Below are 21,405 nucleotides of genomic sequence, written 5' to 3'. Positions count from 1 at the left end.
CTGTCGGGGCGGGCGTCGTCACGACTTCCTCGTCCAGGTGTGGATGTTCCACCAGAGGCTGTTGGCGACGTCGTGCTCGTGCGGCTCCACCCGGGGGGTCACGCCGACGACCGCGTCCTTCACCACATAGGTGTGCTGGAGGTAGGTGAGGAAGACCCACGGCATGTCGGTGGCGAGCTGCTTCTGGAACGTGGCGTACGCGGCCTTACGGGCGGCCGGGTCGGCGTTGGCGCGGCCGTCCTGCAACGCCTTGTCCACCACGGGCGACCGGTAGGAGCCGGGGTTGAAGAAGCCCTGGCCGGCGAAGGCGGAGCCGAACAGCTTGTAGGAGACGAAGTCCGGATCGTACGGGGTGCCGTAGCCCATCACGAGCGCGTCGCTGCCCATCCGGGGGGTGATCGCGTCCCAGGTCAGCCCCTCAGGGGTGATCTTGATGCCGACCTTCTTCGCGTCGGCGGTCACCGCGAGGGCGAGCTCCTTGCGGAGGCTGTCCGTGGCCGGGTACATCAGTGCGAACGCCGCCTGCCGGCCGTCCTTGGCACGGATCCCGTCCGGGCCCGGCTTCCAGCCGGCGGCGTCGAGGGCGGCGGTCGCGGCGGCCGGATCGGCGGCGGGCCTGCCCACGATCGACGGCTCGGCGAACTCCGACGTCGGCGGGACCGGCCCGAACGCGGGCTCGCCCGCCCCGCCGAGCAGCCCGGTGACCATCGCCGCGCGGTCCACCGCCGCGTTCAGTGCCCGCCGCACCGCGAGGTCGGCGGTGACCGGGTTGCCCATCGGCAGCATCACGCCCCGGTAGTCGGCGGTGGGCACCCGCTGCACCCGGTAGCCGGCCTGCCCGTCGAAGCCGGTGGTCAGCTTCGGCGCCAGCTCCGCCGCGTCGAACTCCCCCGCCCGCATCCGCTGCGCGCGTACGTTGTCGTCGGCGACGAACGCCACCACCACGCCGCCGTTGGCGGGCCTGCCGCCCCACCAGCTCTCGTTGGCCGCGAGCACGAGCCGGTCGCCCGGGGTCCACGACGTCACGCGGTACGGGCCGGTGCCCACCGGCTTGCGGTTGAACTCGGCCTTGTTGATGTCCTGCCCGGTCAGCGCCTTGGCCGGCACGATGCCGAGGGCCAGCCGCTGCGCGAAGGGCGCGTAGGCGTACTTCAGGGTGAACACCACGGTCGACGGGTCGGGCGCGGTGACCGAGGCGAGCATGTCCAGGTCGGAGCGGAGCGTGGAGTCGACCTTCGGGTCCAGCACCGCCTGGTAGGTGAAGACCACGTCCTGGGCAGTGAACGGGCTGCCGTCGTGGAACAGCACGCCGTCGCGGAGCTTCGCGGTGACCGTCCTGCCGTCCGCCGACACGGTCGGCAGTTCCCGGGCCAGCGCCGGCACCAGCTCGTTGCGGGCGTCGCGGGCGACCAGCCCGTCGAAGATCAGGGAGCCGCCGTCGACGCCGTAGTTCAGCACCGGGTTCAACGCGTCCGGCTCGCCCGCCGTCGCCACGACGAGCGTGCCGGCGCCGGCCGCGCCCGTCGACGTGGTCGTCGGCGAGGAGCAGCCGGCCACGGCGAGGACACCGGCGACGGCCACCGCCGCCACGCGCTTGGACACAGGCGTACCCATCACATGCTCCCGGGTCTGTTCTTCGCACGACCGCCCGGCGTCGCACTCGGGCCGGCGTCCTGATCTTGGCCGACGTGCCCGCGGCGGTCCACGGTCACGAGCGGGCGGACGCCCCGGCCGTGGTCTGGATCATCGCGCCCGGGGCAGCCGGCCACTAACGCCAGCATTCCGCAATTGCCAATCTCGTGCAACAAGCGCCAGGCGGCCATGTAGCCCAGGCCACACCCCGTCCACGCGGGAGCGCGGCGGTCAGCCGGCGGCGCCGCGGTCGTACGCGGCGCGGGCGCGATGAACCTGCTCGATGTGCGTCTCGGCCCAGTTCTTGATCGCCTGCTGGATCGGAAGCAGGGTACGACCCAGCGCGGTGATCCCGTAATCGACGCGCACCGGCACCGACGGCGTGACGGTGCGGGTGAGCAGGCCGTCGCGTTCCAGCTTGCGCAGCGTCTGGGTCAGCATCTTCTGGCTGGCCCCGGGGATGGTGCGGCTCAGGTCGCTGTAGCGCAGGGGCCCGTCGGCGAGGGCGGCGAGGACCAGCGTCACCCACTTGTCGCTGAGCGTCGCCAGCAGCTGGTGACCCGGGCACTGCGCGAGGAAGGCGTTGTACTCGTCGCGCTGGTGCTCCCGCAGCTGGGCGGCGCTGAGGGTCGCCATGACGGACCTCCGGGAGGGTTACGCACCTTCGGGTACCTACTTACCGCCGGAGAGTAGCAGCCCTAGCGTGAGCGGCATGAAGGCTGTTGCCGTACGCCGCTTCGGCGGCCCCGAGGTCCTGGAAATCGTCGACGTACCTGCGCCCGAGGCCGGGCCCGGCCAGGTGCGCGTCCGCGTGGCCGCGGCGGCGGTCAACCGGATCGACCTGTCCACCCGCAACGGGGCGCTCAGCCAGGCCGGACTGCTCGCCCCCGCCCCGGTGGTGTGGCTCGGCTGGGACGTGGCCGGACGGGTCGACCAGGTCGGCCCCGGCGTCACCCGGTTCGCCCCCGGGGACCAGGTGATCGGCCTGCGCGACGTGCTGTCGGCCGGCGGCGCCCAGGCGGAGTACGTCGTCCTGGACGACCGCGCGGTGGCCCCGGCGCCGGCCGGCGTCCCCGCCGCGCGGGCCGCCGCCCTGCCGCTCGCCGGGCTCACGGCCGACCGGTCGCTCACCCTCACGGGCCTGCGCGCCGGGCAGACGCTGCTCGTCACCGGCGCCGCGGGCGGCGTCGGCGGGCTGCTGCTCGAACTGGCCACCATGCGGGGCGTGCGCACCGTGGCCGTCGCCGACTCCGACGACGAAGCGGTCGTCCGTGGCCTGGGCGCGACCTGGTTCGTGCCGCGCACGCAACGGCTCGCCGAGGCCGTACGCCGAAAGGTGCCCGGTGGCGTCGACGCGGTGGTCGACGCCGCGGTGGTCGGTGTCGCGGCGCACGAGGCACTGCGGCCGGAGGGCACCTTCGTGGCCCTGGTCGCACCGTTCGCGCCGCCGCCCCTGCGGGCCACGCGCGTCGTCGTGCAGGAGGTGTTCGCCGACGGCGCGCGGTTGACCGAACTGGCCGCGCTGGTGGGCGCGGGACGGCTCAGCCCGCGCGTCGCGGACACCCTGCCGCTGGACCAGGTCGGCGTGGCCCACGACCGCCTCGCCGGAGGCGGCCTGCGCGGGCGCCTCGTCCTCACGCCCTGACCACACCCGGACGCCCGGCGGGGCCGGCCCGGCTCCCACCGGGCAGCGCCTGCCGGGCGGCCGGATCGGCCCCCGTCCACCACCCGGGCGTCCGGGCCGGCCCGTCCGCCGGGCGTTCTCGTCGTCGGGGTCAGCCGACGGGCAGGGCGGCCAGCCAGTCCTGCCAGGCCCGCTCGCTCCGGGCCGGGTCCTGCCCGGGGGCGAAGACGTGGTGGCCGAGGACCAGGGCGTCGCCGCGCTCGGCACCGGAGTGCAGGAACCGGTAGAGCGCGTCGGCGGTGCGGACACCGACGTAGGTCGGCAGGCCGGCCAGGTCGACGACGCCCTCGATCGGCGGCAGCCCGGCGACGGTGAACCGGACGCGCTCCCCCTCGGCGAGCGGACCGGCCGCGCCGAGGGCTTCGGCCACGGCCGCCCACGCCCGGTCCGCGCCGCCGACGCCCGGGCGGAAGGCCGAGACCGGGGTCGCGGTCCGGCCGGGGAAGTGGGCGAGGTACGCGGCCAGCGTCCCGAGGTACATGTCCCAGCCGATCCCCATGGCCTCGTACTCGGTCTCCCAGTCGTCCCCGAGGACGCCGCTCTGGACGAGCCGCAGGGTCGTGCTGCCCCGCTCGCGGCCCTCGATCAGGTATTCCATGGCCATGAACGTGCCGTCCGGGGCCGGTTCGGTGCGGTCGGCGAGCCGCTTGCCGGGCTCCCACGCGGTGATCGTCGACTCCTCGACGTGGCCGGCCATCGTCAGGCGGGTCCGGCCGCCCACGCCCGGCTCGACCTCCGTGCGGCCCATGAACCAGGAGTCGATGCCCGGACCGGTGGCGATGGCCTCCCACACCTGCTCGGGCGTGGCGGCCAGCTCGACGTCCTTGCGCAGCTCGAAGTGATGTCCCATGTCAGTCAGTGCTCCTCGTTCGCGGTGCTGTCGTCGGGGTCGGCGCTGGGGTGCAGGGCGACCACCACCCGGTGCTCGCGGCCGCCGGGGGCGTTCTCGTCGTGGTACCTGCCGACCAGGGCGGTGACGGTGGCCGCCAGTTCCTCGGCGAAGGCCGCCCGGTCGGCCGCCGAGGCGAACCGGACGGTGCCGTCGACCGCGAACGTCGCCACCCGCTGCTTCGCCCGCTCCGCGCCGGTGATGAGCGCGCCGACGTCCTGCACCAGGCGGGCGGCCAGCGCCAGCAGCCACCGCGCCGACAGCCGGTCCGGCGACTGCGCCGGGTCGGGCCGGACGGCGGCGAGGGCGGCGGGCGAGATCACGTACGACGCCGCGGTGGCCCGCATGACCCGCTCGGTCACGTTGCCCTTGCGGCGCTCCTCCACCAGCTCGACCAGGCCGTGCTGCTCCAGCGCCCGGAGGTGGTAGTTGACCTTCTGTCGGGGCAGGCCGACGCGGGCGGCGAGCATCGTCGCCGAGGCCGGCTCGGCGAGCGCGGCCAGCAGCCGGGCCCGCATCGGGTCCAGCGACGCCTCGGCCGCCGCCGGGTCCTCGATCACTGCGATGTCGAACATGGGCACAGCGTCCCACCGACAATTTTTCTTGTCAAGACAATCGGATTGGTCGGTGGGGTCGCCGCTCACTCCTCCCGAGGGCGCAGGCGTACGCGGCGCAACAGTTGGGCGTTGAGCGCCACCACGATCGTCGAGGCGGACATCAGGATCGCGCCGACCGCCGGGCTGAGCGTCACCCCGGCCCAGGCCAGCACGCCAGCGGCCAGCGGAAGGGCGACGACGTTGTAGCCGGCCGCCCAGCCCAGGTTCTGGAGCATCTTGCGGTACGAGGCCCGGGACAGCCGGATCACGCCGGTGACGCCCCGCGGGTCGGACGAGGCGAGCACCACCCCGGCGGACTCGATCGCCACGTCGGTGCCGGCGCCGATGGCGATGCCCACGTCGGCCCGGGCCAGGGCGGGGGCGTCGTTCACCCCGTCGCCGACCATCGCCACCCGCAGCCCGCGCCGTTGCAGGTCGGCCACGGCGTCGTCCTTGTCGGCGGGCAGCACCTCGGCGAACACCTCGTCGACGCCGGGACGGAACCCGAGGTCGGCGGCGACCGCCTCGGCGACCGGACGGGCGTCCCCGGTGATCATGACGATCTTGCCGACGCCCTGCTCCCGCAGCTCGGCGATCGCCTCGCGGGCCTCGGGGCGGACCTGGTCCTCCAGCGCCAGGGCGCCGAGGACGGTGGCCGTGTCGCCGTCGAGGCGCAGCAGGTGCAGCACCGCCGCGCCCCGGCGCGACCAGTCGCCCTGCCGGTCGGCCAGGTCGTCCGGCGTCCGCGCGCCCAGCTCGCGCAGCAGGGCGGGACCCCCGACGGCGTACGCCGTGCCGTCGACCTCGGCGCGGACGCCGCGCCCGGTCAACGAGCGGAACCCCGTCGCCCGCCGGGCCACGCCGCGCCCGGCCCCGGCGGTCACGATGGCCCGGGCCAGCGGATGTTCGCTGTCCGCCTCCACCGCCGCCGCCAGGGCGAGCACCTCGTCCTCGCTGCCGTTCCCCGTGGCCGCCACCCCCGACACCACGTGCTCGCCCCGGGTGAGGGTGCCGGTCTTGTCGAACAGCACCGCGTCGACCGTGCGCATCCGCTCCAGCGCCAGCCGGTCCTTGACCAGGATCCCACCCCTGGCCGCCACGGCGGTCGACAGCGCGATCACCAGCGGGATGGCCAGGCCCAGCGCGTGCGGGCAGGCGATCACCAGCACGGTGACGGTACGCACCACGGCCCCGCCGAGGTCGCCGAGCACGGCCCAGGTCACCAGGGTCGCCAGGGCCACCACGGTCGCGACGTAGAACAGCCAGGCGGCGAAGCGGTCGGCGAGCACCTGCGCGCGACCGCTGGACTGCTGGGCCTGGGCCACCAGGCGCTGGATGCCGGCCAGCGCGGTGTCCTCGCCGACCGCCTCGACGCGTACCCGGACCGCCGCGTCGGTGGCCACCGTGCCGGCGACCACCCGGTCCCCGACGCCCCGGGAGACCGGCCGCGACTCGCCGGTCACCATGGACTCGTCCAGCTCGGCGCCGCCCTCGACGATCCGGCCGTCGGCCGGCACCCGCGCACCGGGCCGGACCAGCACCAGGTCGTCGACCCGCAGGTCCGCCACGGACACCCGCTCGACCCCACCGTCCGCCGCCACCCGCTCGGCGTCGTCGGGCAGCAGCGCCGCCAGGGCGGACAGCGCGCCCTGCGCCTGCCCGATGGCCTTCATCTCCTGCCAGTGCCCGAGCAGCATGATCGTGACCAGGGCGGCGAGTTCCCACCAGAAGTCCAGGTCGAAGACGCCGAGCGCGGTGGCCGCCGAGGCGACGTACGCCACCGTGATGGCCATCGCGATGAGCAGCATCATGCCGGGCGCCCGGTCGCGCACCTCCCGCACGGCCCCGGCCAGGAACGGCCAGCCGCCGTAGAGGAAGACGACGGTGCCGAGGACCGGGCCGACCCATGCCATGCCCGGGAACTCCAGCCGGTAGCCGAACCAGTCCATCACCATCTCGCTGGTCAGGACGATCGGCACGGTGAGCGCCAGGCTCAGCCAGAACTTCCGGCGGAACATCTCCGGGTCGTGCCCGGCGTGCTTGTCGTGCCCGGCGTGCCCGCCCGCGCCGTGGGCGTGCTGGCCGGCGTGCGTGTCGGAGGCACCCGTCGCGCGGGGCGGGTGGCCGTCGTGGTGGTGCGTCTCGTGGGGCATCTGCGCCTCCTCCCGACCCACGATATACCCCCTCCGGGTATACGTCGTCGGATCGCTTCGAGAAGCCGGCCCCGGGGCCCGCGCCTCCCCGGCGGTCCCGCACGGCAGCCCCGGGTTTGGCTGACCCCCGGCGGGTCACCTGGGAGAGGCGGGCGGAGGGTTTGCGGCGGTGGGCGCCGGGAAGCCCGACGGTCGAACCCGCGCGAGAGGGAGATGACGCCATGCACGTGCTCCATGAGGATCCGCGTCGGGTGAGGGACGAGGCCGCGCCGCGTCCCGGGGGCGCGTCGTGAGCGGGCCGGTCGCCGCCGAGCCGGTCGGCGAGCTGGAACTCGTCCACGCCTTCACCGGCCCGATGCCCACCGGCGTGAGCGTCTCGCACACCGGCCGGATCTTCGTCAACTTCCCGAAGTGGGGCGACGAGGTGCCCGCTACGGTGGTCGAACTGCGCGACGGCCGAGAGGTGCCCTTCCCCGACGAACGGTGGAACAGCCCGTCGGGCGACGACGACGCGGAGGCGTTCGTGTCGGTGCAGAGCGTCGTCGTCGATCCCGCCGACCGGCTCTGGGTCCTCGACACCGGCAGCCCGATGTTCCGCCCCACCACGCCCGGCGGCCCGAAACTGGTCCGCGTCGACCTGGACACCGACACCGTCGCCCAGGTGATCACCTTCCCGACCGACGTTGCCCTGCCCAGCACCTACCTCAACGACGTGCGCTTCGACCTGCGCCGCGGCGAGGCGGGCACCGCCTACATCACCGACTCCTCCGACTCCGGCCCGAACGGGATCATCGTGGTGGACCTGGCCAGCGGCGCGTCCTGGCGGCGGCTGCACGACCATCCGTCCACGAAGGCCGAGCCGCTGGAGACGTTCCGGCCGGTGGTCGAGGGCCGGCCGTTCCTGGAGCGCCCCGCCGACGGGCCGCCGAAGCCGGTGACGATGGGCGCGGACGGCATCGCCATCTCCGCCGACGGGTCCCGGCTCCACTACTGCCCGCTCGCCTCCCGCCGCTGGTACAGCGTGTCCACCGACGCGCTCACCGACCGCTCGACGGCCGACGACCAGGTCGCCGCGTCGGTGGTGGACGAGGGCGACAAGGGCGGCGCCTCCGACGGCCTGGAGACCGACGACGCCGGCCGGCTCTACCTCACGTCGTACGAGCACGACGCGGTGCTGCGCCGCCTCCCCGACGGCGGGTACGAGACCGTGGCGCACGACCCTCGGCTGCTGTGGCCCGACACCATGTCCGTGGCGAGCGACGGGCACCTGTACGTGACCGCCAACCAGTTGCACCGCCAGGCGAAGTACCAGCGCGGGCAGGACCTCCGGCGCAAGCCGTACGCCCTGTTCCGCATCCGGATCGACGCCGGCCCGGTCCGGTTGCGCTGACCATCGCCACTGACGGCACGGCGCCGGCACCCCACGCGGGATGCCGGCGCCGTGTCCTCCGGGGACGGTCAGCTCATGGTGGCGAGCAGGTCCCGGCAGGCCCGCTCGCACGCGCGGCAGGCCTCGGCGCAGATCCGGCAGTGCTCGTGCATGCCCGCGTGGCCGGCGCACTCGTCGCCGCAGGACTTGCAGGCGGTGGCGCACGCCTCCAGCAGCGTGCGGGTGATGTTGGCGTCGTAACCGGTGTGCCGGGACAGCACCCGGGCGGTCGTCGTGCAGATGTCCGCGCAGTCCAGGTTCGTCCGTACGCACTTCGTCAGCTCGGCGACCATGTCCTCGCTCAGACAGGCGTCGGCGCAGGCGGTGCACGCCTGGGCGCAGGTGTTGAGCGCCTCGACGACGGCGGCCAGCTTGGCCCGGTCCAGGTTGATCGACTTCGGGTACGTCTCGAGCATCGGCATCGTGGTGCTTGGCACGGCGTTCTCCTCTCGGTCATTGCCTGAGCACTACCCGCGACCGACGCCCGGCATGCGGCCGCCGGCGGTACCGGTCGATACCGTCTGGGTCGACACCGCTTCCGGGTCCCACCGGCCGGTCGGCTCCGGGGGGCGACAACGCGTCGGGCGTCGCGTTGGCCGATGATCGGGACCGTGATGTTCAGACGCCTCCGGGAGACGGCCCGCGAGAACCGCCGGCAGCAACGGCTCATGTCGAAGTCGAAGAACCCCGACGGCTGCTGCGACTGCTGCGACCTGGGACTGTTCTCGACCCTGCTGACGCTCGGCGCGGCGACGGCGGCGGCGACCCGGGCGCCGGTGCTGGACCGGGCGGGGGTGGCGGCGATCCGGGGCTACCGCCGGTGGCTGTCGCCGCACTGGCCGGGACGGTGCCGCTTCACGCCGACCTGCGGGGCGTACGGGTTGACGGCGGTGGAACGGCACGGGTTGGCGGTGGGCGGACGGATGGCCGCCGAGCGGGTGCGTCGCTGCCGCCCGGGGGTGCCCCGGGGCACCCACGATCCGGTGCGCCGACCGATGAGCCCTGGAGTGAGCCGGCCGGAGATCGGGTAGAACGAGACCATGGGCCAGCTGAGCAGTTCCACACCCCCGCCGCAGGCCGTTGAGCTGCGGCGGTGGACGTTGCAGGAGGCGGTGGACCTGCGTGCCCTGCGGGCGTCCCTGCACGAGGAACTGACCGGCGACGTGCTCGGGGAGGGCGAGGCCCTGGAGGAGGTTCCCGAGCTCGTCGCGCTGATCGCCACGGAGCTGGCCACGAACGCCCTGCGCCACGGGATCCCGCCGACGATCGTCCGGCTGCTCGCCACCGACGACTGCCTCATCCTCGACGTCGCCGACCACGACCTGGGGTCCCTGCCGCAGCTCGCCGAGGCCCGGAGCGTCGGCGACGGCGGGCGCGGCCTGGAGCTGGCCCGCGCCCTCTCCCTCGACGTCGGCTGGTACGCCACGGGCACCACCAAGAACATCTGGGCGTCCTTTCCCCGCACCGAGCGCCTCAGTGGCGCGCGGAGCGCCTGACCGGGCACCGGCCGGCGCGGCGGCGCAGCCCCCGGGGGGCGGAACGGCCGGCCGGCCCACCGTCGGGCAACGAACCGGTCGAAAGCGTCCGCCCCCGGCGTCCCGGCAGGTCGCGGACCCGGTGCCCGTTCCGGGGCGGCCTACACTGGTCAGCGTGAGGCGACCAGCATGATCAACAGCGAACGGCGGACCGCGCCGGGCAGTCACATCTGCTGGTCGTACGACGACCTGGAATCCCTCGCCGACCAGGCGGAGCGCCACCTTGCCGCGGGCCTCGCGGCCGGCGAGCGCTTCTGGTACGTGACACCGCGCCCCTCGGACCTGGTGGCCGAGCGGCTGCACGCGCTGCCGAGTTTCACCGACGCGGAGCGCCGGGGCGCCGCCGCGGTGGTCCCCCTGGTCTCGACCTACTCGCCCGACCAGGTCGTCGACCCGGCGGCGCAGGTCGCCGCCTACGCGGCCGCCACGGACGAGGCGCTGGCCGCCGGCCACACCGGGCTACGCGTGGTCGCGGAGGCCACCGAACTCGTCCGCACCCCGGCCCAGCTCGACGTCTTCACCCGCTACGAGCACCAGATCGACCGCTACATGCGCACCCGGCCGTTCAAGGCCATGTGCGCCTACCACCGGGTGAAGCTGGGCGACCGGGCGGTCACCGAGCTGGCCTGCATGCACCCGCAGACCAACGTCGAGGACCTGCTGTTCCAGTTGTACGCCGTGGCGCCCGCCGACGGGCACGCCGCGCTCGCCGGCGAGCTGGACATGTCGAACCACGACCTGTTCCGCACCGCCTTGGACCGCGCCGACCTGCGGCCCACCGACGGTGAGCTGGTGCTGTCGGCGGCCGGCCTGCGTTTCGTGGACCACCGCGCCCTGACCCACCTGGCCGAGTACGCGCACCGCCGCGGCGCGACCGCCGTGCTGCGCACCCCCCGCTCGGCCGCGGCCCGCCTGGTGGAGCTGCTGGACCTGCCCGGCGTGCGGGTGGAGGTCACGCCATGAGGACGGGTGCGGCCGCCCAGCACCACGGCTACTACCACGAGGCCGTGCGCTACGACTCCGACGACGAGCTGCTCGCCGTGGCGGTGCCGTTCCTGCTCGGCGGCGTCGAGGCGGGCGAGCCGACCTTCGTGGCCCTGGGCGAGCGCACCGGCGGGCTGGTCCGCTCGGCGCTGCCGGCCGGTTCCGGGGTCGAGTTCCTGCCCGGCGGCGACGTCTACGCCCGGCCCGCCGCCGCCATCCGCTCCTACCGCCAGCTCCTCGCCGAGCAGGTGGCCGCCGGCGCCGGGCAGATCCGGATCATCGGTGAGGTGCCCTCGGTCTCGTTCGGCGCGACCTGGGACTGGTGGGCCCGCTACGAGTCGGCGATAAACCACGCGTACGACGACTTCCCGCTGTGGAGCATGTGCGCGTACGACACCCGGATCACGCCGCCGGAGGTGCTGGCGGACGTGGCCCGGACGCACCCCCGGTTCGCCACCCCTGACGGGCGGCACGTGCCCAGCCCGACCTGGACGCCGCCGAGGGAATTCCTGCGGCAGGGCCCCCGGGTCGTGCCCGACCCCCTCCAGGCGCAGCCGCCGGCCGTGGAGCTGACGGACCCGACGGCGGCCGAGGCGCGCGCCGCCGTGCACAAGGCCGACCAGGGCCAGGTGCCGGACGACGACGTGGAGGATCTGGTCGTCGCGGTGAGCGAGATCGTCACCAACGCGCTGCGCCACGGCAGGCCGCCGGTCCGACTGCGCGTGTGGGCCGGCGACGACCGCATCGTGGCGACGGTCAGCGACGGCGGCGACGGGCCGGGCGACCCCTTCTGCGGGCTGCTCCCCGTGTCCGACGGCACACCCGGCGGGCTCGGCCTCTGGATCACCTACCAGTCCTGCAACCACGTCACCTGGCAGCGCGACGACACCGGGTTCACGCTCCGGCTGACGGCCGGAAAGGCGTACACCGGCTGACCGGGACGGCCTCGCCTCCGGGCGGGCCCGCGCCGGCGGAGGGTGCCGGTCGGCGGGGTCGGCGCCGGTGGTACCAGGCCGCGAAGAGGGCGGTGGCGAGCAGCAGTTCGGCGACGTCGCCGCCGTAGTACATGAACCGGGCCGCCGCGCGCAGCGCGTCGACGTCCCGCTCGGGCAGCCCGGGCGGCAGGGTGGCGGCGTGCGCGTAGAGGTACTTGGCCAGCACGGCGTGCCCGGCCCCCGCCGCGAGCAGGGCGCCAACCCGCACCGCCGGGCCCGGCCGGCGCGGCGCCGGGTCCGGGCCGGCCACCGACCAGGCGAACAGGTAGCCGGCGGCCACGTAGTGCGCGTGCAGGGCGTGGTGCAGCACCGGGTTCCGCTCGGCCGCCGCGTAGAGCGGCGTGAGCAGCACCAGCGCCAGCCCGCCGGTGGTGAGCAGCGCCGCCGTCACCGGATGGGCGAGCACGTGCACCGGCCGGGCCCGCAGGAACCGGCCCACCCGGCGGCCGGCCGCCGGCGGCACGACCCGCAGCAGCAGGGTCACCGGGGCGCCGAGGGCCAGCGCGAGCGGCGCGACCATGCCCAGCAGCAGGTGCTGGGCCATGTGCACGCGCGGGTCGCCGGGCCCGCCCGCCAGCGGGCCGAGGGCGACCGCGAGCACCCCGCAGCCGGCCAGCCAGGCGACCGTACGCCGGCGACGCCAGCCGCGCCCGTCGCCGGACACGGCCAGCAGGTAGCCGGCGGCGAGCAATGCGACCGCCGCGAGCGGCAGCGGGGCGGGCCCCGCGGCGGCACCGGTGTGCGCGAGCGCCGTCACCGGGCGTCGCGGCCGGAGCGGGACCGCACCCGCCAGGTCACCCACGCGCCGAGCAGCAGCAGCGCCACCGCCGCCACGTTCCACACCACGTCGTACGGGAGCAGGTGCACCCCGTAGCGGATCTGGTGCAGCCGCAGCACCTTGTGGTCGACGATCCCGTCGAAGAGCTGGAACGCCCCCGCGCCGAGCAGGAACCCGCCCCAGGCGGCCCGGGGCACCAGGGCGCCCCGGCGGCGCAGGTCGGCGAACCAGAAGAAGCCGCCGACCAGGGCGAGCAGCTCGGCCGAGTGGAGCAGCCCGTCGGAGAGCAGCCCGACGGAGAGGGTGGACCGGTCGTAGAAGTGGTGCCAGCCGAGGATCTGGTGGAAGACGATCTCGTCGACGGCGGCCATCACCGCCACCCCGATGACCGCGGCGGCGAGGACCGACCGGCGCAGATCAGGTGCGCCGGAGCCGTTGCCCGAAAACCGCGATCCCGCCATCTCACCACCTCGCATCGCTCGCCACCCCCGAACTACCCAGGACCGGCCGAACCATGCGGAAGTTCCCCGTCGACGGGGCGGCCGGGCCGGGGCCTTCCGGTGGCACGGGTCACGACCGGCGGACGGCGCGCGGACCCGGCGGTACCTTCGGCGGGCGGGCGACGATCGTTTCCCGGCGCGGAAGAAGCAGACCCCAGGAGGACACGGCCGTGCCGGACGCCGAGGAACTGGTCAACGACGCGCTCGCGGCGGTACGCGGCACCGACGTACGCCTCGCGGAGCGGCAGCTGGACCGGCTGATGATCGGGACGGGCGCCGCGGACGGCGCGGCGGCGGTGGACGCCGCGCTCCTGCGCCGCCTGGCGCGGGGCGTGGGGCGGCTGGCCCAGCACGGCTGGCAGCCGGTGGACCTCGGCCGGCTCGCCGCCCGCCGGCTCGACCCCCGGGCGGCCGGGCTGGTCACCGACGCGCTCGCCGCGCAGCGCCGCGAGCTGACCGACCCGGTGCCGCCGTGGTGGGACGACCAGCTGCGCGACCTGGGCGCCGGGGTGTGGTGGGACGCCGACGAGAGCCACCTGGCCGCCTGGTCCACCCGCGTCGGGTGCGACCGGTTCACCGCGCTGCGGGCGGCGGTCGACGCGCTGGCCCTGGTCGAGGGGCTCCCGCCGATCGCCGTGCTGCGCCCGCCGCCCGGCGCGCCCGGGACGGCCGTCGCGCGCGGCGGGTCGGGCAGCGGCTCCCGGATGCTCGACCGGGTGCGGGCGCTGCTGGCCAAGGCGGAGTCGACCACCTACCCGGCCGAGGCGGAGGCGCTGACCGGCAAGGCCCAGGAGCTGATCGCCCGGCACAGCATCGACCAGGCGCTGCTGGCGGGCGTCGCCGAGCCCGCCGACCGGCCCGGCGGGATGCGCCTCGGCACCGAGCCCCCGTACGCGGGCGCGAAGGCGCTGCTGGCGCAGGAGGTGGCGGCGGCGAACCGCTGCGAGGCCGTCTGGTCCGACGACCTCGGCTTCACCACGGTGCTGGGCTGGCCGGCCGACCTGGAGGCGGTCGAGCTGCTCTACACCTCGCTGCTGGTGCAGGCCACCACGGCGATGCTGCGCGGCCGGGGGGAACGGCGGGCCAGGAGCACCGGCCGGCGGACCCGGGACTACGACGAGTCCTTCCTCAACGCCTTCGCGCTGCGGATCGGCGAGCGGCTGCGGGCCGCCACCGACGCGGCCGACCGGGAGGCGACGGCGCAGGCCGGGCCGGAACGGCTGCTGCCGGTGCTCGCCACCCGCGCCGAGGCGGTACGCGAACGCCTCGACACGCTCTTCCCCGGCGTCGTCCGGGGGCGGCTCACGGTGCGCGACGCCGAGGGCTGGTCGTCGGGCACCTCCGCCGCCGACCGCGCCTCGCTCGGCGCCGGCCCCGCCCCGAAGCGCCAGGTACGCGGCCGGCGCTGAGATTCCGTACCGCCGGCTGTCGGAACCGGCGGGTCGGCTCCGACCCCTCACCGGAAACGCGCCACCATGGGCTCGGCCGAGGAAACGAGGAGCACCCGATGAAGTACATGCTGCTGATCTGGAACCGCCCGGGGTTCGTGGACGGGCTGTCGGAGCAGGAGCGCAGCGCGCTCTTCGGCGAGGTCGACGAGCTCATGCGGGAACTGACCGAGTCGGGCGAGTTCCTCGGCGGCCAGGCCCTGGCCGACCCGTCGCAGGCGCGTACGGTCCGGCTGGCCGGTGACCGGCCGGAGGTGACCGACGGGCCGTACATGGAGAGCAAGGAACAGTTCGCCGGCTACCTGATGGTCGACTGCGACAGTCCCGAGCGGGCCGCCGAGATCGCCGCCAGCTGGCCGGACGTGCGGCGGGGCTTCGGCGTGCTGGAGGTGCGGGCGATCATGGATGAGGCCGGGACGGAAATGTGAGCGGAGGCCACCTGGAGGACCTGCTGCGCGACCTGGCGCCGCAGGTCCTCGGCCTGCTCGTCCGCCGGCACGGCCAGTTCGACGCCGCCGAGGACGCCGTGCAGGAGGCGCTGCTCGCCGCCACCGTGCAGTGGCCGCGACAGGGCGTGCCGGACAACCCCCGGGCCTGGTTGCTCACCGTCGCCACGCGCCGGCTGACCGACGAGTGGCGCAGCGAGCGTGCCCGGCGCAACCGGGAGGCCGCGCTGGCCGCCCGCGAGCCGGCGTACGCGCCGGCCGTCGACGAACAGTCACCGGCAGGGGACGACACCCTGGCCCTGCTGTTCCTCTGCTGCCATCCGGCGCTGGCCCGGTCGGCCCAGGTCGCGCTGACGCTACGGGCGGTCGGCGGCCTCACCACCGCGCAGATCGCGAGGGCGTACCTCGTGCCCGAGGCGACGATGAGCCAGCGCATCCGCCGGGCCAAGCAGCGGATCGAGGCCGCCGGGGCGCGGTTCACGATGCCCGCCCCCGGGGATCGGGACGAGCGGCTACGGGCCGTGCTCCAGGTGCTCTACCTGATCTTCAACGAGGGGTACACCGCGTCCAGCGGGCCGGACCTGCACCGGGCCGACCTGACCACCGAGGCGATCCGGCTGGCCCGGCTGGTGCACCGGCTGCTCCCGGGCGACGGCGAGGTGACCGGGCTGCTCGCGTTGATGCTGCTCACCGACGCGCACCGGGCCGCCCGCACCGGGCCGGCCGGGGAGCTGGTCCCGCTCGCAGAGCAGGACCGCGACCGCTGGGACCACGAGGCCATCGGCGAGGGGACCGCGCTGGTCACCGAGGCGTTGACCTGGTCACCGCCCGGCCCGTACCAGCTCCAGGCGGCGATCGCCGCCGTGCACGCCGAGGCCCCGTCCGCCGGACGCACCGACTGGCGACAGATCCTGGCGCTCTACCGGCTGCTCGCCCGGACCGCCCCGAGCCCGATGGTCACCCTGAACCAGGCCGTCGCGGTGGCCATGGTGGACGGTCCCCGCGCCGGCCTGGCCCTGCTCGCCCCGCTCGACGACGACGACCGCACGGCCGGGCACCATCGGCTCGCCGCCGTCCGCGCCCACCTGCTGGAGCTGGCCGGCGAACCGGAGCGGGCCCGGGCGGCGTACCTGGCTGCGGCCCGGGGGACGACGAGCCTGCCGGAGCAGCGCTACCTGGAGTTGCGGGCCGCCCGGCTGACGGGGACCGACGAGTCCCGGCGGCTGCGGGAGCCGCACTGACGGACGCCGGCCGGCGTGCGGCACGGGGGTGCATGCCGACCGGAGTCCCGGGTCAGGTGTCGACGACGCCGGGCGACGTGCCCGTCGGCCTCAGGCGCGGCACTCGCGGGTCAGCTTCGGGGGGATCGCGGTGAAGGTGGAGTCCATCCAGGCGGCCGGCCGGGACGCCCGGGAACCGGCGTCGATCCGGTCGGCGGTGTCCTGGATCAGGGCGCGGATCTCCGGGTCGGCGGCGCGGCGGGCCTGCGCGCGTACGTCGTCCGCCAGCCCCGCCAGGTTGCGCCGGAGCTGGTCGGCGACCTGCTCACCGGTCAGGTCGCGGGGGACCGAGGCCGCCGAGTCGGTGGCGATCCGCCGGCTGCCGGCGAGGATGAGCTGGTCGACCTCGCGGCAGACCTCGACGGTGTTGGCGGCGGTCGTGGCGACCGGGGAGGGGCTCGGGGCGGCGCTCGCCGGGGCCGTCGGGCTCGGCGGGGCCGCGCCGGTCCGGGCGGTCTCCTCCCGCGCGGTGTCCTGGCATCCCACGGCCAGCACCCCGAGCGCCACCGTGGCGGCGGCGCGGCGCGCGTAGACGACGGATCGGGACACGGGACCTCCCGTTCGGGGTCTCGGCCTTCCCGGGGGTGACGGCACGGGTGCGGCCGGCGCCGGGCGGCGGGACGTCGACCTGCCAACGAGTGGCGCCTGCCGGGGGAAACGTCCGCCGGACGCGCCAGTACGCCCTCCGCCGGGTCGGCTGGTGACCGATCCGGCGGAGGGCGCGTACGCGGGTCAGCTCTTGAAGGCGTCCTTGATCTTCTCGCCGGCCTGCTTGAGCTTGGCGCTGGCCTGGTCGTTGCGCCCCTCGGCCTCGAGCCGTTCGTTGTCGGTGGCCCGGCCGGCGCCTTCCTTCAGCTTGCCGGCCGCATCCTCGGTCGTGTTGTTGACCTTGTCTTCGAAACCCATGTCGACCTCCCGATTGGCGGTGCCGGTACGCCCCTCGAATACCCCGCACCGCCAGCGTCCAACCGTCCGGTCACCCACCGCCGCCGGCCGGCGGGCCGCCGGGCCCGCCACGACCGGTGCCGCCGGCCCCTGACGGACGGGGCCGGCGGCACGGTGCGCAGGGGTCAGGAGACCGGGCGGAAGCCCCGCAGCCGGAGGCTGTTGGCAACCACGAAGACCGAGGAGAAGGCCATCGCGGCGCCGGCGATCATCGGGTTCAGCAGGCCGGCGGCGGCCAGCGGCAGGGCCGCCACGTTGTAGGCGAAGGCCCAGAACAGGTTGCCCTTGATGATGCCGAGGGTGCGCCGGGCGAGCCGGATCGCGTCCACGGCGGCCATCAGGTCACCCCGGACCAGGGTCAGGTCGGACGCCTCGATCGCCACGTCCGTGCCGGTGCCCATGGCCAGGCCGAGGTCGGCCTGGGCCAGCGCGGCGGCGTCGTTGACCCCGTCGCCGACCATCGCCACCACCCGACCCTCGTCCTGGAGCCGCCGCACGACGTCGACCTTGTCGGCGGGCAGCACCTCGGCGACCACCTCGTCGATGCCCAACTCGGCGGCCACCGCGTGGGCGACGGTGGTGTTGTCGCCGGTCAGCAGCACCGGCGTCAGGCCGAGCGCGCGCAGCTGTGCGATCGCCGCCCGGCTCGTCGGTCGGACCACGTCGGCCACCGCGAGGACCCCGCGGGCCCGACCGTCCCAGCCGGCCAGCACCGCCGTCCGTCCCTGGGCCTCCGCCGTGGCCGCCGCCCGCGCGACCTCCTCCGGTACGTCGAGGCCGTGCTCGCGCAGCAGTCGGGGCCGACCGATGAGCACCTCCCGGCCGTCGACCGTCCCGCTCACGCCGAGCCCCTCGGCGTTGGCGAAACCGGTCACCGGCGGCAGCACGCCCGCCTCGGCCGCCCCGGCGGCGACGGCCCGGGCGATCGGGTGCTCGGACGCGGACTCCAGCGCCCCGGCGAGCCGCAGCAGCTCCGTGCGGTCCTCGCCGGCCGCCGGGACCACGTCCACAAGCGTCATCCGGCCGGTGGTGACGGTGCCGGTCTTGTCCAGCACGACGGTGTCGACCTGCTTCGTGGACTCCAGCACCTCCGGCCCCTTGATCAGGACGCCGAGCTGCGCGCCCCGGCCGGTGCCGACCAGCAGGGCGGTCGGCGTGGCCAGCCCGAGGGCGCACGGGCAGGCGATGATCAGCACCGCCACGGCGGCGGTGAACGCGGCGGTGCCGCCCGACCCGTTGCCGAGCCACCAGCCGAGGGTGCCCACCGCGAGGGCGATCACGATCGGCACGAAGACGCCGGAGATCCGGTCGGCCAGCCGCTGCACCGCCGCCTTGCCGGTCTGCGCCTGCTCGACCAGCCGGGCCATCTGGGCCAGTTGGGTGTCGCCGCCGATGCGGGTGGCGGTGACCACCAGCCGGCCGCCCGCGTTGACGGTCGCGCCGACCACGGGCTCGCCCGGGCCGACCTCGACCGGGACGGACTCGCCGGTGAGCATGCTGGCGTCGACCGCCGAGGTGCCCTCGTCGACCACGCCGTCCGTGGCGATCTTCTCACCGGGCCGCACGACGAACCGGTCCCCCACCACGAGCTGGTCCACCGGGATCCGGGTCTCCGTGCCGCCGCGCAGCACGGCGACGTCCTTGGCGCCGAGTTCGAGCAGGGCCCGCAGGGCCGCGCCGGCGGTCCGCTTCGCCCGCGCCTCGAAGTAGCGGCCGGCGAGGATGAACACGGTCACCCCGGCCGCCGCCTCCAGGTAGATGTTGCCGGCGCCGTCGGAGCGGTTGATGGCGAGACTGAACGGGTGGGTCATCCCCGGCGTACCGGCGGTGCCGAGGAAGAGCGCCCAGACCGACCAGCCGAACGCCGCCAGGGTGCCGAGCGAGACCAGGGTGTCCATGGTCGCCGCGCCGTGCCGCAGGTTGATGAAGGCCGCCCGGTGGAAGGGCAGCCCGCCATAGGCCACGACCGGGGCGGCCAGGGTGAGCGACAGCCACTGCCAGAAGTCGAACTGCCAGGCGGGCACCATCGCCAGCACGATCACCGGCACGGTGAGCACGGCCGAGACCCACAGCCGGGTACGCAGGCCGCGCAGCTCGTCCACCGGCTCGGCGGCCGGTTCGCCGCCGGCGGGCGTGGGCGGGGGCGGCAGGGCCGCCGTGTAGCCGGTCTTCTCCACCGTGGCGATCAGCTCGTCCGGGGTGACCTCGTCGGCGTACCGGACGGTGGCCTTCTCCGTGGCGTAGTTGACGGTGGCGGTCACCCCGTCCATCCGGTTCAGCTTCTTCTCGATCCGGGCCGCGCAGGAGGCGCAGGTCATACCGCCGATTGCCAGCTCGATCTGGTTCGGCGCCGTCAGCAAGGGCTTGGTGGTCATCATGCTTCCCGTCAGTCGTGCCCGTGACCGGGGACGCCGTGGCCGGCGCCGGCGGTCGGGGAGCTCGTGGCGGCGGGCGTGCCCGCCGTCGGGGAGCTGGTCGCCGCCGGGGCACCCGGCGCGGTCGGAGGGCTGCCGGCGACGATGGTGAACTCGGCGGTACGCACCACGCCGCCGTGCTTGAAGTCCAGGTAGAGGCGGTAGGCGCCGGCCGACGGCATCTCCGCCGAGAAGCTCACCTCGGGGCCGGGCCGCGTCCGCCCGTCGCCCGGCTCGCCGTGCGGGTGCACGTGCAGGTAAGCCAGGTCGCCCTGGCGCAGCGCCACCAGGTGGCCGTACGCGCCCAGGTAGGGCTCCAGGTCGGTGACCGGGGCGCCGGCGCGGCTCACGGTCAGGGTCAGCTCGGCGGTGCGGCCGGGCTCCGGGGCGCCGGCGAGCGTCACCGTGTAGCCGTCGACCGTGGTGCTGGTCGCCGGGGCGGGCAGGGGCCGCCCGGTCAGCGCGCCGGGGACGGTCACGTCGACGCCGAGCGTCAGCGCCTCGCCCCCCGTCGGGGTGAAGTCGGCGAACGCCCGCCAGACGCCGGGCCCGGCGAGCGGCGAGTCGACCCGCCAGGTGCCGTCCGGCGCCATCTCGGGGTGCACGTGCCGGAAACCGGAGAGGTCGCGGCGGGCCACGATCAGGTGCATGCGCTTGTCGTGCGCCACGTCGTACGCGGTCACCGCCCCGCCGTCCGGGCCGGTGACCTGGAAGGCGAACTGCCCGGCCGGGGCGTCCACCGGGCGCAGGGTGTAGCCACGGTCGGAGACGAGCAGGCCGCCGGGCAGGTGCGCCGCCGCGCCGTTGTCGCCCCCGTGTCCGGCTCCGCCGTCCTCGCCGTGCCCCCCGCCGGCCTCGTGCGGGGCCTCGGCGGGCGGCGCCACGGGGTCGGCCACCCGGCCGACCCCGTACGTCGCGCCGAACACCACCGCGAGGCCGAGGGCGAAACCGCTCAGCTTCGTCGCCGTGTTCATGGTGTGCCTCGTTTTCCCCGTGCCCGATCTCAGGCGCCGACGAGGTCGTAACCGGCCTCGTCGACGGCGGAGCGCACGGTGTCGGTTTCCAACGGACCCTCGCTGGTGACGGTGACCCGACCGGCGGCGACGTCGACCTGGACGTCGCTGACGCCCTGGATCGCGCCGACCTCGGTGCTGACCGCAGTGGCGCAGTGCCCGCAGGTCATGCCCTGCACCTGGTACGTCGTGGTGATCATCGAACTCTCCTCTCGCCGCCCCCAGCCTATACCCCCCAGGGGTAAATCGGAGGCGGACCGGTGCCCGTGCCTTGTACCGGTACCCGGTGGGGGTATCCCGGCCAGGAACGAACGTACCATACCCCCGAGGGGTACGGTATCCTCGACCCCATGACCACACCGACGCCCAACCCGACCAGGGGTTACACCGCCAGCAAGGATCAGCTGCTCGCGCGGCTGCGCCGCGTCGAGGGGCAGGTCCGTGGCATCGAGAAGATGGTCGACGAGGATCGCTACTGCATCGACGTGCTCACCCAGATCTCCGCGATCCAGGCCGCCCTGGACAAGGTCGCGCTGGGCCTGCTCGACGGGCACGCCCGGCACTGCATGCGCGAGGGCGCGGCCGAGGGCCGCGCCGACGAGATGGCCACCGAGATGATGGCCGCCGTCGGCCGCCTGATGAAGCGCGGCTGACCCGCCCCGGCACCCGACCCCGCGAGGCGCG

Annotated in this window: 23 protein-coding genes; 10 read left to right on the top strand and 13 right to left on the bottom strand. The window is 75.0% G+C overall.

Annotated elements, in window-relative coordinates:
- Positions 1-18: 18 nt before the first annotated feature.
- Positions 19-1,614 carry an ABC transporter substrate-binding protein gene (locus F6X68_RS16565; RefSeq protein WP_151455136.1) on the bottom strand — a complete coding sequence of 532 codons (1,596 nt, stop codon included), beginning with the start codon at positions 1,612-1,614 and terminating at the stop codon, positions 19-21.
- A 249-nt stretch (positions 1,615-1,863) separates the two neighbouring features.
- Positions 1,864-2,268, bottom strand: a complete 405-nt coding sequence (locus tag F6X68_RS16560; RefSeq protein ID WP_151455135.1) for a helix-turn-helix domain-containing protein — start codon at positions 2,266-2,268, stop codon at positions 1,864-1,866.
- A 76-nt stretch (positions 2,269-2,344) separates the two neighbouring features.
- Here F6X68_RS16560 and F6X68_RS16555 point away from each other — a divergent pair, with 76 nt between their 5' ends.
- Positions 2,345-3,277, top strand: a complete 933-nt coding sequence (locus F6X68_RS16555) for a zinc-binding dehydrogenase (protein ID WP_151455134.1) — start codon at positions 2,345-2,347, stop codon at positions 3,275-3,277.
- 130 nt (positions 3,278-3,407) lie between these two features.
- On the opposite strand, the gene F6X68_RS16550 is transcribed toward F6X68_RS16555, so the two are convergent.
- The 3 genes from F6X68_RS16550 to F6X68_RS16540 form a co-directional block, all read right to left on the bottom strand.
- Entirely contained in the window at positions 3,408-4,166 is a 759-nt protein-coding gene (locus tag F6X68_RS16550; RefSeq protein ID WP_151455133.1) for an SRPBCC domain-containing protein, read from the bottom strand.
- Positions 4,167-4,171: 5 nt separating this feature from the next.
- A complete protein-coding gene (locus F6X68_RS16545) occupies positions 4,172-4,780 on the bottom strand; it encodes a helix-turn-helix domain-containing protein (RefSeq protein ID WP_192581427.1) in 609 nt (202 codons plus the stop codon).
- A gap of 65 nt (positions 4,781-4,845) precedes the next feature.
- Positions 4,846-6,954, bottom strand: a complete 2,109-nt coding sequence (locus tag F6X68_RS16540; protein ID WP_151455132.1) for a heavy metal translocating P-type ATPase — start codon at positions 6,952-6,954, stop codon at positions 4,846-4,848.
- Between the two features lie 289 nt (positions 6,955-7,243).
- Between F6X68_RS16540 and F6X68_RS16535 the strand changes: the two genes are divergently transcribed.
- The gene (locus F6X68_RS16535) at positions 7,244-8,344 is read left to right on the top strand and encodes a major royal jelly family protein (RefSeq protein ID WP_225852249.1); all 1,101 of its coding nucleotides are present in this window, start codon (positions 7,244-7,246) and stop codon (positions 8,342-8,344) included.
- A 68-nt stretch (positions 8,345-8,412) separates the two neighbouring features.
- Here F6X68_RS16535 and F6X68_RS16530 read toward each other — a convergent pair whose 3' ends face one another.
- Positions 8,413-8,820 (bottom strand): four-helix bundle copper-binding protein, encoded by a 408-nt coding sequence (locus tag F6X68_RS16530; protein ID WP_225852248.1) that lies wholly within the window; start codon positions 8,818-8,820, stop codon positions 8,413-8,415.
- 177 nt (positions 8,821-8,997) lie between these two features.
- Here F6X68_RS16530 and yidD point away from each other — a divergent pair, with 177 nt between their 5' ends.
- The 4 genes from yidD to F6X68_RS16510 all read left to right on the top strand — a co-directional run bounded on the left by yidD (position 8,998) and on the right by F6X68_RS16510 (position 11,837).
- Positions 8,998-9,414: a membrane protein insertion efficiency factor YidD gene (yidD, locus tag F6X68_RS16525; protein ID WP_225852250.1), complete on the top strand. Its 417-nt coding sequence runs from the start codon at positions 8,998-9,000 to the stop codon at positions 9,412-9,414.
- 9 nt (positions 9,415-9,423) lie between these two features.
- Entirely contained in the window at positions 9,424-9,879 is a 456-nt protein-coding gene (locus F6X68_RS16520; RefSeq protein WP_151455130.1) for an ATP-binding protein, read from the top strand.
- Positions 9,880-10,047: 168 nt separating this feature from the next.
- Positions 10,048-10,881 carry an MEDS domain-containing protein gene (locus F6X68_RS16515; RefSeq protein WP_151455129.1) on the top strand — a complete coding sequence of 278 codons (834 nt, stop codon included), beginning with the start codon at positions 10,048-10,050 and terminating at the stop codon, positions 10,879-10,881.
- Entirely contained in the window at positions 10,878-11,837 is a 960-nt protein-coding gene (locus F6X68_RS16510) for a sensor histidine kinase (RefSeq protein ID WP_151455128.1), read from the top strand. Before F6X68_RS16515 ends, F6X68_RS16510 begins: the two co-directional genes overlap by 4 nt.
- Here the strand turns inward: F6X68_RS16510 and F6X68_RS16505 are convergent.
- Entirely contained in the window at positions 11,797-12,654 is an 858-nt protein-coding gene (locus F6X68_RS16505) for a cytochrome c oxidase assembly protein (protein ID WP_151455127.1), read from the bottom strand. The two genes, F6X68_RS16510 and F6X68_RS16505, sit on opposite strands and share 41 nt — an antisense overlap.
- Positions 12,651-13,136 carry a DUF2243 domain-containing protein gene (locus F6X68_RS16500; protein WP_151455126.1) on the bottom strand — a complete coding sequence of 162 codons (486 nt, stop codon included), beginning with the start codon at positions 13,134-13,136 and terminating at the stop codon, positions 12,651-12,653. Before F6X68_RS16500 ends, F6X68_RS16505 begins: the two co-directional genes overlap by 4 nt.
- A gap of 209 nt (positions 13,137-13,345) precedes the next feature.
- Here F6X68_RS16500 and F6X68_RS16495 point away from each other — a divergent pair, with 209 nt between their 5' ends.
- The 3 genes from F6X68_RS16495 (at position 13,346) to F6X68_RS16485 (ending at position 16,310) form a co-directional block, all read left to right on the top strand.
- Positions 13,346-14,584 carry a DUF2786 domain-containing protein gene (locus F6X68_RS16495; RefSeq protein WP_151455125.1) on the top strand — a complete coding sequence of 413 codons (1,239 nt, stop codon included), beginning with the start codon at positions 13,346-13,348 and terminating at the stop codon, positions 14,582-14,584.
- Between the two features lie 98 nt (positions 14,585-14,682).
- Positions 14,683-15,051 (top strand): YciI family protein, encoded by a 369-nt coding sequence (locus F6X68_RS16490; protein ID WP_151455124.1) that lies wholly within the window; start codon positions 14,683-14,685, stop codon positions 15,049-15,051.
- Entirely contained in the window at positions 15,048-16,310 is a 1,263-nt protein-coding gene (locus F6X68_RS16485; RefSeq protein WP_151455123.1) for an RNA polymerase sigma factor, read from the top strand. Before F6X68_RS16490 ends, F6X68_RS16485 begins: the two co-directional genes overlap by 4 nt.
- Before the next feature lie 90 nt (positions 16,311-16,400).
- Here F6X68_RS16485 and F6X68_RS16480 read toward each other — a convergent pair whose 3' ends face one another.
- From F6X68_RS16480 to F6X68_RS16460, 5 genes are all read right to left on the bottom strand, one after another.
- Entirely contained in the window at positions 16,401-16,898 is a 498-nt protein-coding gene (locus F6X68_RS16480; protein WP_151455122.1) for a hypothetical protein, read from the bottom strand.
- A 183-nt stretch (positions 16,899-17,081) separates the two neighbouring features.
- A complete protein-coding gene (locus F6X68_RS16475; RefSeq protein WP_151455121.1) occupies positions 17,082-17,255 on the bottom strand; it encodes a CsbD family protein in 174 nt (57 codons plus the stop codon).
- Positions 17,256-17,419: 164 nt separating this feature from the next.
- Positions 17,420-19,672 carry a cation-translocating P-type ATPase gene (locus F6X68_RS16470; protein WP_151455120.1) on the bottom strand — a complete coding sequence of 751 codons (2,253 nt, stop codon included), beginning with the start codon at positions 19,670-19,672 and terminating at the stop codon, positions 17,420-17,422.
- Between the two features lie 8 nt (positions 19,673-19,680).
- Positions 19,681-20,682, bottom strand: coding sequence for a hypothetical protein (locus F6X68_RS16465; protein ID WP_151455119.1), 1,002 nt, complete (start codon positions 20,680-20,682; stop codon positions 19,681-19,683).
- 29 nt (positions 20,683-20,711) lie between these two features.
- The gene (locus F6X68_RS16460; protein ID WP_151455118.1) at positions 20,712-20,921 is read right to left on the bottom strand and encodes a heavy-metal-associated domain-containing protein; all 210 of its coding nucleotides are present in this window, start codon (positions 20,919-20,921) and stop codon (positions 20,712-20,714) included.
- Between the two features lie 150 nt (positions 20,922-21,071).
- Here F6X68_RS16460 and F6X68_RS16455 point away from each other — a divergent pair, with 150 nt between their 5' ends.
- Positions 21,072-21,374, top strand: a complete 303-nt coding sequence (locus F6X68_RS16455; protein WP_151455117.1) for a metal-sensitive transcriptional regulator — start codon at positions 21,072-21,074, stop codon at positions 21,372-21,374.
- Positions 21,375-21,405 lie beyond the last annotated feature (31 nt).

It is taken from the genome of Micromonospora sp. AMSO12t, assembly GCF_008806585.1.
Lineage (GTDB): Bacteria > Actinomycetota > Actinomycetes > Mycobacteriales > Micromonosporaceae > Micromonospora > Micromonospora reichwaldensis.
The sequence above is the reverse complement of the archived record's forward strand: the minus strand, read 5'-3'. Positions and strand labels throughout refer to the sequence as shown.

Excerpts from the sequence above, each read along its gene's own strand:
- F6X68_RS16565 (WP_151455136.1), bottom strand. The coding sequence starts at position 1,614 with ATGGGTACGCCTGTGTCCAAGCGCGTGGCGGCGGTGGCCGTCGCCGGT.
- F6X68_RS16560 (WP_151455135.1), bottom strand. The coding sequence starts at position 2,268 with ATGGCGACCCTCAGCGCCGCCCAGCTGCGGGAGCACCAGCGCGACGAG.
- F6X68_RS16555 (WP_151455134.1), top strand. The coding sequence starts at position 2,345 with ATGAAGGCTGTTGCCGTACGCCGCTTCGGCGGCCCCGAGGTCCTGGAA.
- F6X68_RS16550 (WP_151455133.1), bottom strand. The coding sequence starts at position 4,166 with ATGGGACATCACTTCGAGCTGCGCAAGGACGTCGAGCTGGCCGCCACG.
- F6X68_RS16545 (WP_192581427.1), bottom strand. The coding sequence starts at position 4,780 with ATGTTCGACATCGCAGTGATCGAGGACCCGGCGGCGGCCGAGGCGTCG.
- F6X68_RS16540 (WP_151455132.1), bottom strand. The coding sequence starts at position 6,954 with ATGCCCCACGAGACGCACCACCACGACGGCCACCCGCCCCGCGCGACG.
- yidD (WP_225852250.1), top strand. The coding sequence starts at position 8,998 with ATGTTCAGACGCCTCCGGGAGACGGCCCGCGAGAACCGCCGGCAGCAA.
- F6X68_RS16520 (WP_151455130.1), top strand. The coding sequence starts at position 9,424 with ATGGGCCAGCTGAGCAGTTCCACACCCCCGCCGCAGGCCGTTGAGCTG.
- F6X68_RS16515 (WP_151455129.1), top strand. The coding sequence starts at position 10,048 with ATGATCAACAGCGAACGGCGGACCGCGCCGGGCAGTCACATCTGCTGG.
- F6X68_RS16510 (WP_151455128.1), top strand. The coding sequence starts at position 10,878 with ATGAGGACGGGTGCGGCCGCCCAGCACCACGGCTACTACCACGAGGCC.
- F6X68_RS16500 (WP_151455126.1), bottom strand. The coding sequence starts at position 13,136 with ATGGCGGGATCGCGGTTTTCGGGCAACGGCTCCGGCGCACCTGATCTG.
- F6X68_RS16490 (WP_151455124.1), top strand. The coding sequence starts at position 14,683 with ATGAAGTACATGCTGCTGATCTGGAACCGCCCGGGGTTCGTGGACGGG.
- F6X68_RS16475 (WP_151455121.1), bottom strand. The coding sequence starts at position 17,255 with ATGGGTTTCGAAGACAAGGTCAACAACACGACCGAGGATGCGGCCGGC.
- F6X68_RS16470 (WP_151455120.1), bottom strand. The coding sequence starts at position 19,672 with ATGATGACCACCAAGCCCTTGCTGACGGCGCCGAACCAGATCGAGCTG.
- F6X68_RS16465 (WP_151455119.1), bottom strand. The coding sequence starts at position 20,682 with ATGAACACGGCGACGAAGCTGAGCGGTTTCGCCCTCGGCCTCGCGGTG.
- F6X68_RS16460 (WP_151455118.1), bottom strand. The coding sequence starts at position 20,921 with ATGATCACCACGACGTACCAGGTGCAGGGCATGACCTGCGGGCACTGC.
- F6X68_RS16455 (WP_151455117.1), top strand. The coding sequence starts at position 21,072 with ATGACCACACCGACGCCCAACCCGACCAGGGGTTACACCGCCAGCAAG.